Source organism: Pseudomonas sp. zfem002, assembly GCF_032621685.1.
Taxonomy (GTDB): domain Bacteria; phylum Pseudomonadota; class Gammaproteobacteria; order Pseudomonadales; family Pseudomonadaceae; genus Aquipseudomonas; species Aquipseudomonas japonica.
Map to the genome: position 1 here is coordinate 173,581 of NZ_JAVYJH010000004.1, position 14,759 is coordinate 188,339.

Annotated in this window: 12 protein-coding genes; 7 read left to right on the plus strand and 5 right to left on the minus strand. The window is 61.8% G+C overall.

Going from position 1 to position 14,759, the window contains the following annotated elements; translation table 11 throughout:
• Positions 1-141 precede the first annotated feature (141 nt).
• Together rhlB and RTI28_RS08270 are read right to left on the minus strand one after the other, a co-directional pair.
• Complete coding sequence (gene rhlB / locus RTI28_RS08265) at positions 142-1,593, minus strand: ATP-dependent RNA helicase RhlB (RefSeq protein ID WP_316920006.1); 1,452 nt, start codon at positions 1,591-1,593, stop codon at positions 142-144.
• Between the two features lie 102 nt (positions 1,594-1,695).
• Positions 1,696-2,352 (minus strand): alpha/beta hydrolase, encoded by a 657-nt coding sequence (locus tag RTI28_RS08270; RefSeq protein WP_316920007.1) that lies wholly within the window; start codon positions 2,350-2,352, stop codon positions 1,696-1,698.
• A 335-nt stretch (positions 2,353-2,687) separates the two neighbouring features.
• Here RTI28_RS08270 and RTI28_RS08275 point away from each other — a divergent pair, with 335 nt between their 5' ends.
• From RTI28_RS08275 to RTI28_RS08290, 4 genes are all read left to right on the plus strand, one after another.
• Entirely contained in the window at positions 2,688-3,716 is a 1,029-nt protein-coding gene (locus RTI28_RS08275; RefSeq protein WP_042122937.1) for an amino acid ABC transporter substrate-binding protein, read from the plus strand.
• A 67-nt stretch (positions 3,717-3,783) separates the two neighbouring features.
• Positions 3,784-4,953, plus strand: a complete 1,170-nt coding sequence (locus tag RTI28_RS08280; RefSeq protein WP_316920008.1) for an amino acid ABC transporter permease — start codon at positions 3,784-3,786, stop codon at positions 4,951-4,953.
• Positions 4,954-4,963: 10 nt separating this feature from the next.
• Positions 4,964-6,061, plus strand: a complete 1,098-nt coding sequence (locus RTI28_RS08285) for an amino acid ABC transporter permease (RefSeq protein WP_316920009.1) — start codon at positions 4,964-4,966, stop codon at positions 6,059-6,061.
• Between the two features lie 11 nt (positions 6,062-6,072).
• Positions 6,073-6,837 carry an amino acid ABC transporter ATP-binding protein gene (locus RTI28_RS08290; protein WP_316920010.1) on the plus strand — a complete coding sequence of 255 codons (765 nt, stop codon included), beginning with the start codon at positions 6,073-6,075 and terminating at the stop codon, positions 6,835-6,837.
• A gap of 139 nt (positions 6,838-6,976) precedes the next feature.
• On the opposite strand, the gene algW is transcribed toward RTI28_RS08290, so the two are convergent.
• Entirely contained in the window at positions 6,977-8,137 is a 1,161-nt protein-coding gene (algW, locus tag RTI28_RS08295; RefSeq protein WP_316920011.1) for a Do family serine endopeptidase AlgW, read from the minus strand.
• 239 nt (positions 8,138-8,376) lie between these two features.
• Here algW and RTI28_RS08300 point away from each other — a divergent pair, with 239 nt between their 5' ends.
• The 3 genes from RTI28_RS08300 to cysN all read left to right on the plus strand — a co-directional run bounded on the left by RTI28_RS08300 (position 8,377) and on the right by cysN (position 12,111).
• A complete protein-coding gene (locus RTI28_RS08300) occupies positions 8,377-9,135 on the plus strand; it encodes a Nif3-like dinuclear metal center hexameric protein (protein ID WP_316920012.1) in 759 nt (252 codons plus the stop codon).
• Positions 9,136-9,276: 141 nt separating this feature from the next.
• On the plus strand, positions 9,277-10,194 hold the full coding sequence (cysD, locus tag RTI28_RS08305) for a sulfate adenylyltransferase subunit CysD (RefSeq protein ID WP_042122947.1): 918 nt from the start codon (positions 9,277-9,279) through the stop codon (positions 10,192-10,194).
• 15 nt (positions 10,195-10,209) lie between these two features.
• On the plus strand, positions 10,210-12,111 hold the full coding sequence (gene cysN, locus RTI28_RS08310) for a sulfate adenylyltransferase subunit CysN (RefSeq protein WP_316920013.1): 1,902 nt from the start codon (positions 10,210-10,212) through the stop codon (positions 12,109-12,111).
• A gap of 76 nt (positions 12,112-12,187) precedes the next feature.
• Here the strand turns inward: cysN and RTI28_RS08315 are convergent, their stop codons facing one another.
• Together RTI28_RS08315 and RTI28_RS08320 are read right to left on the minus strand one after the other, a co-directional pair.
• A complete protein-coding gene (locus RTI28_RS08315; protein ID WP_316920014.1) occupies positions 12,188-12,451 on the minus strand; it encodes a bacteriocin immunity protein in 264 nt (87 codons plus the stop codon).
• Entirely contained in the window at positions 12,448-14,715 is a 2,268-nt protein-coding gene (locus tag RTI28_RS08320; RefSeq protein ID WP_316920015.1) for an S-type pyocin domain-containing protein, read from the minus strand. The genes RTI28_RS08315 and RTI28_RS08320 overlap by 4 nt, the downstream gene beginning before the upstream one ends.
• Positions 14,716-14,759 lie beyond the last annotated feature (44 nt).

A 14,759-nucleotide genomic window follows, 5' to 3' on the forward strand; every position in this document is an offset into this window, starting at 1 on the left:
TTAAACTAATTTTTCCATTATGGACTTTTAGTTTAAGTTTTTGCTATCCCCCGTCGTCTGAAAAATCTTGCGGTCCTGGAAAACGCCACCCATAAAAAAACGCAGCACTCAGGCTGCGTTCTCTGCTCAGGCACTTACCCCTTACCCGTGCTTCTTCGGCACCGGCTTGAGCAACTCCGTCGGCGGCATTTCGCAACTGATCTTGCGTCCCAGCAAGGCCTCGATGGCCGGCAACTGGTAGGAATCGTCCTCGCCGGCGAAGCTGATCGACACGCCGCTGGTCCCGGCGCGGCCCGTCCGGCCGATGCGGTGCACGTAGTCGTCGGGATCTTCCGGCAGGGTGAAGTTGATCACGTGGCTGATGCCGTCGATATGGATGCCGCGACCTGCCACGTCGGTCGCCACCAGCACGGTGATACGGCCTTCACGGAAGTTTTCCAAGGTGCGGATGCGCTTGTGCTGCGGTACATCGCCGGACAGTTGCGCGGCATTCACGCCGTCGCGCACCAGGCGCTCCTCGATGCGCCGTACCTCGTCCTTGCGGTTGGCGAAGACGATGACCCGCTCCCACTTGTTCTCGGTCACCAGGTTGTACAGCAACTTGTACTTGTCGCTGCCGGCCACGGCGTAGACGTGCTGTTCCACGGTCTCGCTGGCGACGTTCTCCGGCTCGATCTCGACGATGGCCGGGTTGGTGGTCCACTGCTTGGCCAGGTTCATCACGTCTTCGGTGAAGGTGGCGGAGAACAGCAGGGTCTGACGCTCGCTCTTCGGCGGGGTCTGGCGAATGATCTGACGGACCTGTGGGATGAAGCCCATGTCGAGCATGCGGTCGGCTTCGTCCAGGACCAGCACCTCGATCATGTCCAGGTGCACTTCGCCGCGCTGGTTGAAGTCCAGCAGGCGGCCCGGCGTGGCGACGAGGATGTCGCAATGGCGGGCTTCCAGGGCCTTGAGCTGCTTGTCGTAGTCCATCCCGCCGACGAAGGTCATCACGTTGAGGCCGGTGTACTTGGTCAGCGCCGCGGCATCCTTGGCGATCTGCACCACCAGCTCGCGGGTCGGCGCGATGATCAGTGCCCGCGGCTCGCCCATGTAGCGCTCTTTCGGCGGAGGGGTCTGCTGCAGCTGGGTGATGATCGAGATCAGGAACGCCGCGGTCTTGCCGGTGCCGGTCTGGGCCCGGCCGATGGCGTCCTGGCCGCGCAGGGTGAAACCGAGCACCTGGGCCTGGATCGGTGTGCAGTACGGGAAACCGAGGTCGTGGATGGCATGCATCAGCTCGTTGGAGAGCTTGAAATCGTGGAAGCGGGTCTTGCCTTCCTGCGGTTCGACCGCGAAGTCTTCCAGTTTCCAGGTCGAGGCCTGGGGTTTCGGCTTGCGCTCGCGGCGCGGCTTGGCGGCGGGTGCAGGCTCAGCGGGCGCCGACTCGACAGGAACGGGCTGGGCCGCTTCGGTGTTCCTGGCCGGGGCGCTGGGCGCTGGGGCGGGAGCGGGTGCTGGAGCGGGCGGCTGCATCACGGGGGCAGCGCTTTCGGCAGCGAGTTGCTCGACCTCGCCTTTGCCGAACATTTTCTTGAGTGCTTTGAGCACGGTCTTCTCGTCAATTGGTTAAGGAATGTACGCCGGGCAGTGTAATGCAAGATCCGGGCTCGGCGTAGGGGAATGAACCGACAACTACAGGGAATGCGACTTTCAGCGCAAGCGCTGCAGCAACCAGGCGCCGATGTCGCTGATTTCTTCCGGCAGTACCGCGTGCTCCATCGGGTATTCCAGCCAGCCGACACTGACGCCCCAGTGCTTGAGGTGTTCGTAGGCGGTGCGGCCCATGGCCGGTAGCACCACCGGGTCGTACTGGCCGTGCAGGCACAGCGCCGGAATGCGCTGCTGGCTGGCGGTGAGCTGGGTGTCGTCCTTGAAGGTCGGGGCGTAGGTGGACAGGGCCAGCACGCCGCCGAGGGCACCCTGCCACTTCATATAGGCCGTGTGCAGCACCACCGCGCCGCCCTGGGAGAAGCCGGCGAGGATGATGCGGTTGGGGTCGATACCCAGCGCGCGCTGTTCCTCGATCAGGGCGATGACCTGGGCGGCGGATTCTTCCAGCTGCGCCTCGTCGATGGCCCGCGCCGGGGTCATGGCCTTGATGTCGTACCAGCTGGGCATTGCATAGCCACCGTTGATCGTCACCGCGCGGGTTGGGGCCTGGGGCATAACGAAACGGGTGGTCAGCAATTGTTCCTGCAGGGCTTCGGCCACCGGCATGAAGTCGTAGCGGTCGGCACCCAGGCCGTGCAACCAGATGACACAGGCGTCGGCGTTCTTTTGTGGCTCGAGAATCAAGGGTTTGCTCATGACTGCTCCGAAAAAGTGCACGCGATCTCAATGGGGTGCATGAAAAGAAGGCACGCGGGGATCACAGCTAAAAAAGATGTCGCATTGCTATAACTTTGCCCGTTGCAACTGACTGAAACGCTTTAGCGAAACGATCTGGTACGCGCTTTGCAATTCCACCGGGTACGTGAGGGAAGTAGCAATGCGCGGTAACACCCCTCATGGGAAACCCAAGGCTGTCACAGAACAGCGAATTGCGCCAATTGACCCAATAACAAGCCGAAAAGGGTCGGATGCGCCTCATAAGGGTGCGGTGCAAGCCGGCTCAACACAATAAGAGCGAACTGGAGGTTTTAATGAAGATGTTGAAGACCACCCTGGCAGTCATGACGGCTGCCGCGGCACTGGGCGTGAGCGCCATGGCCCAGGCGGGTGCGACCCTGGATGCGGTGCAGAAGAAGGGCTTCGTCCAGTGCGGCGTCAGTGACGGTCTGCCGGGCTTCTCGGTACCGGACGCCAAGGGCACCATCGTCGGTATCGACGCCGACGTCTGCCGCGCCGTCGCGGCCGCGGTATTCGGTGACGCGACCAAGGTCAAGTTCAGCCAGCTCAACGCCAAGGAGCGCTTCACCGCGCTGCAGTCCGGCGAAGTCGACGTGCTGTCGCGCAACACCACCTGGACCAGCTCGCGCGACGCCGGCATGGGCCTGGTGTTCGCCGGTGTTACCTACTACGACGGCATCGGCTTCCTGGTGAACAAGAAGCTCGGCGTTTCCAGCGCCAAGGAGCTGGATGGTGCAACCATCTGCATCCAGGCCGGTACCACCACCGAACTGAACGTGTCGGACTACTTCCGCGCCAACGGTCTGAAATACACCCCGATCACCTTCGACACCTCCGACGAGAGCGCCAAGTCGCTGGAGTCCGGTCGTTGCGACGTGCTGACCTCGGACAAGTCGCAGCTCTACGCACAACGCTCCAAGCTGGCGGCGCCGACCGACTACGTCGTGCTGCCGGAAACCATCTCCAAGGAGCCGCTGGGCCCGGTAGTGCGCAAGGGTGACGAGGAGTGGTTCTCCATCGTGCGCTGGACCCTGTTCGCCATGCTCAATGCCGAAGAAATGGGCATCACCTCGAAGAACGTCGAAGCTGAAGCCAAAGCCACCAAGAACCCCGACGTGGCCCGTATGCTCGGCGCCGACGGCGAATACGGCAAGGACCTGAAGCTGCCGAAGGACTGGGTGGTGCAGATCGTCAAGCAGGTGGGCAACTACGGCGAAGTGTTCGAGAAGAACCTCGGCAAGGGCACCCCGCTGCAGATCGACCGCGGTCTGAACGCCCTGTGGAACAACGGCGGTATCCAGTACGCGCCTCCGGTGCGCTGATTGGGGCGGCCCGCGGTGACGCCGTCGTCACCGCGGGCCGTATCGTTCCTTCTTTTCGGGGCCTTTCATGCACAATCCACCCAGGGGCTTGTCCCTTAGCGATCCACGTGTTCGCGCGTGGCTGTTCCAGATCCTCACGATCGTCTTCGTGGTCGGTCTGGGCTGGTATCTGTTCCACAACACCCAGACCAACCTGCAACACCGGGGTATCACCTCGGGCTTCGACTTCCTCGAACGCAGCGCCGGCTTCGGCATCGCCCAGCATCTGATTCCCTATGTCGAGTCCGATTCCTATGCCCGGGTCTTCGTCATCGGCCTGCTCAACACGCTGCTGGTGACCTTCATCGGGATCATCCTGGCGACCCTGCTCGGCTTCATCATCGGCGTGGCGCGGCTGTCGCCGAACTGGATGATCAACAAGCTGGCCACGGTCTACGTCGAGACCTTCCGCAACATCCCGCCGCTGCTGCAGATCCTGTTCTGGTACTTCGCGGTGTTCCTGACCCTGCCGGGACCGCGGGGCAGCATCAACCTCAACGACACCTTCTTCATCAGCAACCGCGGCCTGAACATGCCCGGCGCCTCGATCGCCGAGGGCTTCTGGCCGTTCGTGATCGCCGTGCTGCTGGCCATCGTCGCGGTGGTCGCCATGGTGCGCTGGGCCAACCGCCGTTTCGAGGCGAGCGGCGAGCCGTTCCACAAGTTCTGGGCCGCGGTCGGCCTGCTGCTGGTGATCCCGGGCATGAGCGTATTGCTGTTCGGCAATCCGCTGAGCTGGGAACTGCCGCAATTGAAAGGATTCAACTTCGCCGGCGGCTGGGTGCTGATTCCCGAACTGCTGGCGCTGACCCTGGCCCTGACCATCTATACCGCGGCGTTCATCGCCGAGATCGTCCGTTCCGGGATCCGCTCGGTGAGCCACGGCCAGACCGAGGCGGCCCGTTCCCTCGGCCTGCGCGAAGGCCCGACGCTGCGCAAGGTGATCATTCCCCAGGCGCTGCGGGTGATCATTCCGCCGCTGACCAGCCAGTACCTGAACCTGGCGAAGAACTCCTCGCTGGCGGCCGGTATCGGCTATCCGGAAATGGTCTCGCTGTTTGCCGGCACCGTGCTCAACCAGACCGGGCAGGCCATCGAGGTGATCGCCATCACCATGAGCGTGTACCTGGCCATCAGCATCAGCATTTCCCTGCTGATGAACTGGTACAACAAGCGCATCGCGCTGATCGAGCGGTAAGGAGACGCGCATGACTACCCATGTTTTCAAACCCGACATGCCGCCACCGGTGAAGACCGTCGGCGTCGTCGCCTGGCTGCGGGCCAACCTGTTCTCCAGCTGGCTGAATACCCTGCTGACGCTGTTCGCCATCTATCTGGTCTGGCTGATCGTGCCGCCGCTGCTGCAATGGTCGATCTTCGACGCCAACTGGGTCGGCACCACCCGCGCCGACTGCACCAAGGAAGGTGCCTGCTGGGTGTTCATCCAGCAGCGCTTCGGCCAGTTCATGTACGGCTATTACCCCACCGAGCTGCGCTGGCGCGTCGACCTGACGGTCTGGCTGGCGGTGATCGGCGCGGCGCCGCTGTTCATCTCGCGCTTCCCGCGCAAGGCGATCTACGGCCTGTGCTTCCTCGTCGCCTACCCGATCATCGCCTACACCCTGCTGCACGGTGGGCATCTGGGCCTGGCCACGGTGCCGACCAGCCAGTGGGGCGGCTTGATGCTGACCCTGGTGATCGCCACCGTCGGTATCGTCGGCGCCTTGCCTCTTGGCATCCTGCTGGCCCTGGGCCGACGTTCGCGCATGCCGGCGGTGAAGGTGGTCTGCGTGACCTTCATCGAGTTCTGGCGCGGCGTGCCGCTGATCACCGTGCTGTTCATGTCCTCGGTGATGCTGCCGCTGTTCCTGCCTGAAGGCATGAGCTTCGACAAGCTGCTGCGGGCCATGATCGGGGTGATCCTGTTCCAGTCGGCGTACATCGCCGAGGTGGTGCGCGGCGGTCTGCAGGCCATTCCCAAGGGCCAGTACGAAGCCGCCGCGGCCATGGGCCTGGGCTACTGGCGCTCGATGGGCCTGGTGATCCTGCCGCAAGCCCTGAAGCTGGTGATTCCCGGCATCGTCAACACCTTCATTGCCCTGTTCAAGGACACCAGCCTGGTGATCATCATCGGCCTGTTCGACCTGCTCAACAGCGTCAAGCAGGCGGCCGCCGACCCCACCTGGCTGGGCATGGCGACCGAGGGCTACGTGTTCGCAGCCCTGGTGTTCTGGATTTTCTGTTTCGGTATGTCCCGCTACTCCATGCATCTGGAGCGCAAGCTGGACACAGGCCACAAGCGTTAGGAGTGTTTCGAATGAGTGAAGCGATCAAGCAGCCTGTCGGCCCTGAAGGCATTATCCAGATGCAGGGCGTGAACAAGTGGTACGGCCAGTTCCACGTGCTCAAGGACATCAACCTCAATGTGCGCCAGGGCGAGCGTATCGTCCTGTGCGGACCGTCCGGTTCGGGCAAGTCCACCACCATCCGCTGTCTCAACCGGCTGGAAGAGCACCAGCAGGGCCGCATCGTCGTCGATGGTGTGGAGCTGACCAACGATCTCAAGCAGATCGAGGCGATCCGTCGTGAAGTCGGCATGGTGTTCCAGCATTTCAACCTGTTCCCGCACCTGACCATCCTGCAGAACTGCACCCTGGCGCCGATGTGGGTACGCAAGATGCCCAAGCGCAAGGCCGAGGAAATCGCCATGCACTACCTGGAGCGCGTGCGCATTCCGGAGCAGGCGCACAAGTTCCCGGGGCAGTTGTCCGGTGGTCAGCAGCAGCGCGTGGCAATTGCCCGGGCGTTGTGCATGAAGCCGAAGATCATGCTGTTCGACGAGCCGACCTCGGCACTTGATCCGGAAATGGTCAAGGAAGTGCTGGACACCATGGTCAGCCTGGCCGAAGACGGCATGACCATGCTCTGCGTGACCCACGAAATGGGCTTCGCCCGGACCGTGGCGAACCGGGTGATCTTCATGGACAAAGGGGAAATCGTCGAACAGGCGGCGCCGGATGACTTCTTCGACCGGCCGCAGAACGAGCGGACCAAGCTGTTCCTGAGTCAGATCCTGCATTAAGCCGTTGGGGACCGCTTTGCGGTCCTTCGCAGGCAAGCCAGCTCCTACAGGAGAGGCGCAAGCAATCTTTCTGTAGGAGCTGGCTTGTCGTGTGACGAACCACTGCGAAAGGGCCGCAAAGCGGCCCCAATATGTGAAATCAGTTCTCTTCTTCCTTCACCGCCGGCGCCGGTGGCGGACGCAGTCCCACCTCGGCCACCAGCTTCAGCTGCTTGCCATTGCGCAGCACCTCGATGGCGACCTTCTCGCTCGGCTTGATCCGTGCGACCTGGTTCATCGACCGCCGACCATCGCCGGCCGGCTCGCCATTGATGCTGAGAATCACGTCACCCAGTTGCAGACCCGCCCGTTGCGCCGGGCCGTCGCGGAAAATCCCGGCGACGACGATGCCTGGACGCCCCTGCATGCCGAACGACTCGGCCAGTTCCTCGCTCAACGGCTGCACTTCGATACCCAGCCAGCCACGGATCACCTGGCCATGCTCGATGATCGACTTCATCACCTCCAGCGCCAGCTTGGTCGGAATGGCGAAGCCGATACCCTGCGAGCCGCCGGACTTGGAGAAGATCGCCGTATTGATCCCGGTCAGGTTGCCGTTGGCGTCCACCAGTGCGCCGCCGGAGTTGCCCGGGTTGATCGCCGCGTCGGTCTGGATGAAGTCTTCGTAGTTGTTCAGGCCCAGTTGGTTGCGCCCGGTGGCGCTGATGATGCCCATGGTCACGGTCTGGCCGACGCCGAACGGGTTGCCGATGGCCAGGGCGACGTCGCCGATGCGGATGTTGTCGGAACGGCCGATGGTGATCGCCGGCAGGTTCTTCAGGTCGATCTTCAGCACCGCCAGGTCGGTTTCCGGGTCGCTGCCGATGACCCGGGCCAGGGTTTCACGGCCGTCTTTGAGCGCCACTACGATCTGGTCGGCACCGGCGGTCACGTGGTTGTTGGTCAGCAGATAGCCTTCCGGGCTCATGATCACCGCCGAACCCAGGCTCGACTCCCAGCGGCGCTGCTTGGGCAGGTTGTCGCCGAAGAAGCGGCGGAACTGCGGGTCTTCGAACAGGGGGTGAGCGGACTTGTTGACCACCTTGGTGGTGTACAGGTTGGCTACCGCCGGCGCCGCGTGGCTCACCGCGTCGGCATAGGACACCGGGCCCTGGACCATGCTGGTGGTCTGTGGCGCCTGTTGCAGGTTCACATCCTGGCTGGGCAGGCCGACCCATTGAGGAAAACGCTGGATGACCAGCAACGCGATCAGCACGCCGGTGAACAGCGGCCAGCCGAAATAACGCAAAGCCTTGAACATTGAATGGATCCTGGGGAGTTGGCCCGAGCCGGTAATGCGGTGGGGAAGGGTGACCGCGCGCGATCATACTTCGGCAAGACCTGTGCAGGAACCGCTAAATCATTCGACGTGCGACGGCGTCGGTCGAATGCCCCCAGGTAGTTGCCGTCGGTTTCCCCAAAACAGTCGACGGCCCATAATGATGGCCATTATACGGGGCCTTGTGCCGCGCTGAACTGCTGAATTGAGGAGTCTTTTCCATGGCTGTTGCCCTGACTACCCTGGTCGAGGAAGCCGACCGTTATCTCGGTAGCGCGAAAATCCAGGACTACTGCCCCAACGGCCTGCAGGTCGAGGGCCGTCCGCAGGTGACCCGCATCGTCAGCGGCGTGACGGCCAGCCAGGCGCTGCTGGACGCCGCGGTCGAGGCCGATGCCGACCTGGTGCTGGTCCACCACGGCTATTTCTGGAAAGGCGAGAACCCGTGCATCACCGGCATGAAGCAGCGCCGCCTGAAAACCCTGCTCAAGCACGACATCAGCCTGCTGGCCTACCACCTGCCGCTGGACGTGCATCCGGAAGTCGGCAACAACGTGCAACTGGCGCGGCAACTGGATATCACCGTCGAGGGCCCGTTGGACCCCGACAATCCAAGGGTGGTAGGCCTGGTCGGCTCGCTGGCCGAACCGCTGTCGGCGCGCGATTTCGCCCGTCGGGTCAATGAAGTGATGGGCCGCGAGCCCTTGCTGGTGGAGGGCGAGGCGGTCATTCGTCGGGTCGGCTGGTGCACCGGCGGTGGCCAGGGCTACATCGACCAGGCGATCGCCGCCGGTGTCGACCTGTTCATCAGCGGCGAAGCCTCCGAGCAGACCTTCCATAGCGCGCGGGAAAACGGCGTCAGCTTCATCGCCGCCGGGCACCACGCCACCGAGCGCTACGGCGTGCAGGCGCTGGGCGACTACCTGGCTCGCCGGTTTGCCCTCGAGCACCTGTTCATCGACTGTCCGAACCCGGTGTGACAGCCCAAACGCCTGGGCATATCCATAGATTGTTTCGTTCTAGGCGGCCTTCTAAATAGAAGCGGGCGCTGTGATAGAGTGGCCCGCTCGAACACGGCCCGCCTGGCCGTCCATAAAAGATCGTTTTTCCCGTGAGTAGCCATGGTCGACAAACTGACGCATTTGAAACAGTTGGAGGCGGAAAGCATCCACATCATTCGTGAGGTGGCCGCCGAGTTCGATAACCCGGTGATGCTGTACTCGATTGGCAAGGATTCGGCCGTGATGCTGCATCTGGCACGCAAGGCCTTCTTCCCTGGCAAGCTGCCGTTTCCCGTGATGCATGTCGACACCCAGTGGAAATTCCAGGAGATGTACCGCTTCCGCGACAAGATGGTCGAGGAAATGGGGCTGGAGCTGATTACCCACGTCAACCCGGAAGGGGTGGCGCAGGGCATCAACCCGTTCACCCATGGCAGCTCCAAGCACACCGACATCATGAAGACCCAGGGCCTCAAGCAGGCGCTGGACAAGCACGGCTTCGATGCCGCCTTCGGTGGCGCGCGCCGCGACGAAGAGAAGTCGCGGGCCAAGGAGCGGGTCTACTCGTTCCGTGACAGCAAGCACCGCTGGGATCCGAAGAACCAGCGTCCGGAGCTGTGGAACATCTACAACGGCAAGGTCAACAAGGGCGAGTCGATCCGCGTCTTCCCGCTGTCGAACTGGACCGAGCTGGACATCTGGCAGTACATCTACCTCGAAGGCATCCCGATCGTGCCGCTGTACTTCGCCGCCGAGCGCGAAGTCATCGAGAAGAATGGCACCCTGATCATGATCGACGACGAGCGCATCCTCGAGCACCTCAGCGACGAGGAAAAGGCCCGCATCGTCAAGAAGAAGGTGCGTTTCCGTACCCTCGGCTGCTACCCGTTGACGGGAGCCGTCGAGTCGGAGGCCGAGACCCTGACGGACATCATTCAGGAAATGCTCCTGACCCGGACGTCCGAACGCCAGGGCCGTGTCATCGACCACGATGGCGCCGGTTCCATGGAAGACAAGAAACGCCAAGGCTACTTCTAATTTCAGGGTTACTCCATGTCGCACCAATCTGATCTGATCAGCGAGGACATCCTCGCCTACCTGGCCCAGCACGAGCGCAAGGAACTCCTGCGTTTCCTGACCTGCGGCAACGTCGACGATGGCAAGAGCACCCTGATCGGGCGCCTGCTGCACGACTCGAAGATGATCTACGAGGACCACCTCGAGGCCATCACCCGCGATTCGAAGAAAGTCGGCACCACCGGCGAGGAAGTCGACCTGGCGCTGCTGGTCGACGGCCTGCAGGCCGAGCGTGAGCAGGGCATCACCATTGATGTCGCCTACCGCTACTTCTCCACCGCCAAGCGCAAGTTCATCATCGCCGACACCCCGGGCCACGAGCAGTACACCCGCAACATGGCCACCGGCGCGTCCACCTGCGACCTGGCGATCATCCTCGTCGACGCCCGCTACGGCGTGCAGACCCAGACCCGCCGGCACAGCTACATCGCATCCTTGCTGGGGATCAAGCACATCGTCGTTGCCGTCAACAAGATGGACCTGAAGAACTTCGACGAGCAGGTCTTCGAGTCGATCAAGGCCGACTACCTGAAGTTCGCCGAGGGCATCGACCTCAAGCCGAGCAGCCTGCACTTCGTGCCGATGTCGGCGCTCAAGGGCGACAACGTGGTCAACCGCAGCGAGCGTTCGCCGTGGTACACCGGCCCCGCGCTGATGGAAATCCTCGAGACCGTCGAAGTCGCCGCCGACCGCAACTTCACCGACCTGCGTTTCCCGGTGCAGTACGTCAACCGTCCGAATCTGAACTTCCGCGGCTTCGCCGGCACCATCGCCAGCGGCCTGGTGCACAAGGGCGACGAGATCGTCGTGCTGCCGTCGGGCAAGAGCAGCCGGGTCAAGTCCATCGTCACCTACGAGGGCGAGTTGGAAAACGCCGGTCCCGGCCAGGCCGTGACCCTGACCATGGAAGACGAGATCGACATCTCCCGTGGCGACCTGCTGGTCCACGCCGACAACGTCCCGCCGGTGACCGACCAGTTCGACGCCATGCTGGTGTGGATGGCCGAAGAGCCGATGCTGCCGGGCAAGAAATACGACATCAAGCGCGCCACCAGCTACGTGCCGGGCTCGATCGCCAGCATCACCCACAAGGTCGATGTGAACACCCTGGAGCAGGGCGCCGCGAGCGCGCTGCAACTGAACGAGATCGGCCGGGTGAAAGTCGCCCTGGACGCCTCGATCGCCCTGGACGGTTACGACAGCAACCGCACCACCGGCGCCTTCATCGTCATCGACCGCCTGACCAACGGCACCGTTGGTGCCGGCATGATCATCGCGCCGCCGGTCCTGCCGCACGGCAGCACCGGTCAGCATGGCAAGCAGGCCCACGTGTCCACCGAGGAACGCGCCCTGCGCTTCGGCCAGCAGCCAGCCACCGTGCTGTTCAGCGGCCTGTCCGGCGCCGGCAAGAGCACCCTGGCCTATGCCGTCGAGCGCAAGCTGTTCGACATGGGCCGTGCGGTCTACGTCCTCGACGGCCAGAACCTGCGCCATGACCTGAACAAGGGCCTGCCGCAGGACCGCGCCGGTCGCACCGAGAACTGGCGCCGTGCCGCCCATGTGGCGCGCCAGTTCAACGAAGCCGGCATGCTCACCCTGGCCGCCTTCGTTGCCCCGGATGCCGAAGGCCGCGAACAGGCCAAGGCGCTGATCGGCAAGGAGCGTCTGGTCACCGTCTACGTCCAGGCGTCGCCGCTGGCCTGCCGCGAACGCGACCCGCAAGGCCTGTACGCCGCCGGTGGCGACAACATCCCGGGAGAAAGCTTCCCGTACGATGTGCCGCAGGATGCCGACCTGGTCATCGACACCCAGTCCACCAGCGTGGAAGAGGGTGTGAAGCTGGTCCTGGATGTGCTGCGTGAGCGTGGCGCTATCTAAGCGTCCGGGCTGACACGAAAGAACCCGCGATGGTGAAGGCCATCGCGGGTTTTTTCTTGACTGGCGAGCGGGTTAGTTACTCGGGTTTGAAGCCGGGCTTGCCGTTTGCGGCGCGCCATTCCTTGATGATTATGAGTACCTGCTCTATCTCGCCTTGTGCTTCGGTTTCTGGCCAATAAAGCAGATCGGTCCCTGACGGGTGCTCAGTCAGTGCTTCGAATTGGTCGAGAAGAGCGTCCAGTTCCTCTTCCTCTGCACTTTCATTTTTCTCATCGATCAATCGCAAGAAATCTAGAAATTCTGCCTCGGTGTAATCGGCAATTGATTTTTTTTGCGTCATGGTTTTTCCCCATAATGAATGTGATTGTGAGCAAGGGGGGTGACGATGCGGATATTGTCGAGGTCGTATACTCCACCACCTTCAGAAATCGGTTGATGATGCAGCGTGAAGGTATTGAGTGATAGATACCTGTCTTCCTTGCGAACCTTGGGCGCTTTTCCTCTCCTCATCAAACTGATATTGCGCTTGTCGAATTGAGGTACGAGCGTTGGATCGGTAGCGACAGCTTTCCAGAAGGCCTCTCGGAACGCCCCGAAGTTCTTGAACTCTTTTCCTGCCAGTTGCGAGGCAACTTGTGTCGGCACCAGAGCCCCGCCACCTCTTGTCGCGTCGCCTAGCCAGGCCCCAGTAATGGAAATTCCTTTCCCGGTGGCGACTCCCGGAAGCAGCCGCCGATCCCTGAACATCACCAATATCGGCGCCATCCCGGAATCCGCCGGGAAGGTGACGATGATGCGGTCCTGGCCGATCAGGTCCAGAGCCGGATAGCTTTCCACCAGCGCCTGAACGGGGCTCAGGCTGGCCCCTTCGTAAACGGAGCCCTCGGGGCGATGTTCAGGCAGGACCGTTGTAGAGGACCCTCCGCCTGGCGCTGACACAGGGGGCCAGGTGAGAACCCTCTGGGGGTTTTCCAGCGCGACACTGTAAACCCCGTATTGGGCGTCATATTGCGCCGCGACCACTGGTACCCGGCCAAGCGCATGGTTGGCCGGCGTGGCAGCAATGATCAAGCTGGTTCGAGAATTTTCGCTCAGGGCAAATGGTGTGAAGGGCAGGTTTACGCTGGCGCCCGAGATCGCTGTGCTGGCCAGGTCAAGGTTGTCCGGTGGTGACAGGTCAGCGAGAGGAATCGAAATGGCTGTCTGAGGCTCCTCTTGCTCTTTCGGCCAGAGCAGGGCGATGACACCCACTGCGATCGTGGCAAGCAGCACCGGGCCGCTGACCAGGACCGCCAGGCGCAATGCGGGAATTGCGAGGCGCACCGCTGTCTGTAGCGCGACATAGGTCGACGGGTTGATGGAGAAAGATCCACCACCGAGAGGGGATATGAACGGCAATGAGCTCGCATTGATTCCGGCGGCATAGGTAACTGCCGCGCGTGCTTGAGCCGCTGCGCGAAGGCGCTGCTCTTGCAGTTGCTGTTCTGCCAATCGGTGAGCGGCTGCTTCGGCATTCAGCAGATTCAACTGGTGATTGAATAACGTGGCGCGGTTTTCCAACGCCAGAAAAGTGGAATGGGCATTCGCTAGGTGGCGCGCATATTCACTCAGCAATACCGAAAGATGGTAATCATGCCAGCGAGCACTGATTGTTCCCGTCTGCTGCTCTTCGACAATGTATTGCAGTGCGTCCAGCTGAGTGCGAGTAAGCGGTGGTTTTACATGGGGATTTGTGATGGCGTAGGGCGGAGCCGAGGATGTCTTGTTGACCATCAGGTCGTGCATGACTTTTCGATAACGCTGCAGGGCTTCAACGGAGGATAATCCTCGAACATCCCCCGCCCAGTGCTCGATTTCGCCTTTAAGCGTGGAAGGCAACAATTGAAACTGAATCAATTGTTCGGCTCGTATGCGCTGAATCTTGTGAGCCAGTGCCAGGTTCTTTGCTTCTGGTGTCAGTGCCAGAAAGTTTTCGTGTTGTTCAATGCTGTTCGACAAGGCATCCAGTTGGGCTGTTGCCGCAGTCAGTGTTCGGTCGATCACTATCGACTCATGCGCCGCGCGATACGCTTGCTCGAACTCTGCGAAGATGTTCTGGAAGCGACCCGCCTTCCAGGCCTCATGGGCACTTCGCACCATATAGAACGAAGGCTTGTACAAAGGGCTGCTACCCCAGAAGGCATTTGCCTGGGTTACCTGCCGCTCATGCTCATTCGTCTTTTGCCTGATGAATTCAAGTACGCCTGTATAGCGCGCTTTCGACTGCGGCAGGCCCGCCGCGGCGGTGCTTGCCGCATTGTTCTTTACGGAATTGATCTGCGCTTCGATAACGGCATCGAGGGTTGAGCTCTGTCCTGCGTAAAACCTGTCGATATCGTCCCTCGAGACGAGGTGGCGATCGGTCATTGCATTGACGAATTCCGATTTCATTCCCGCCGGAAGGCGCCCGGGGCGACCTGCTGTCAGTTTCGGACCTTCCGTGAGCCCCCAGCCGCCCCAACCCGGTGTACCGTCGCCTTTGCCAGGTGATAACACGATCCTGAGATCCGGATCGCCGTGGATTACCGTCTCTGCCAGATAGACAGTTTCATTGTCATTTGCCATTCCTTTCGCTCCCTCGAAAATGGAATGGCGATGCTTATTCAATT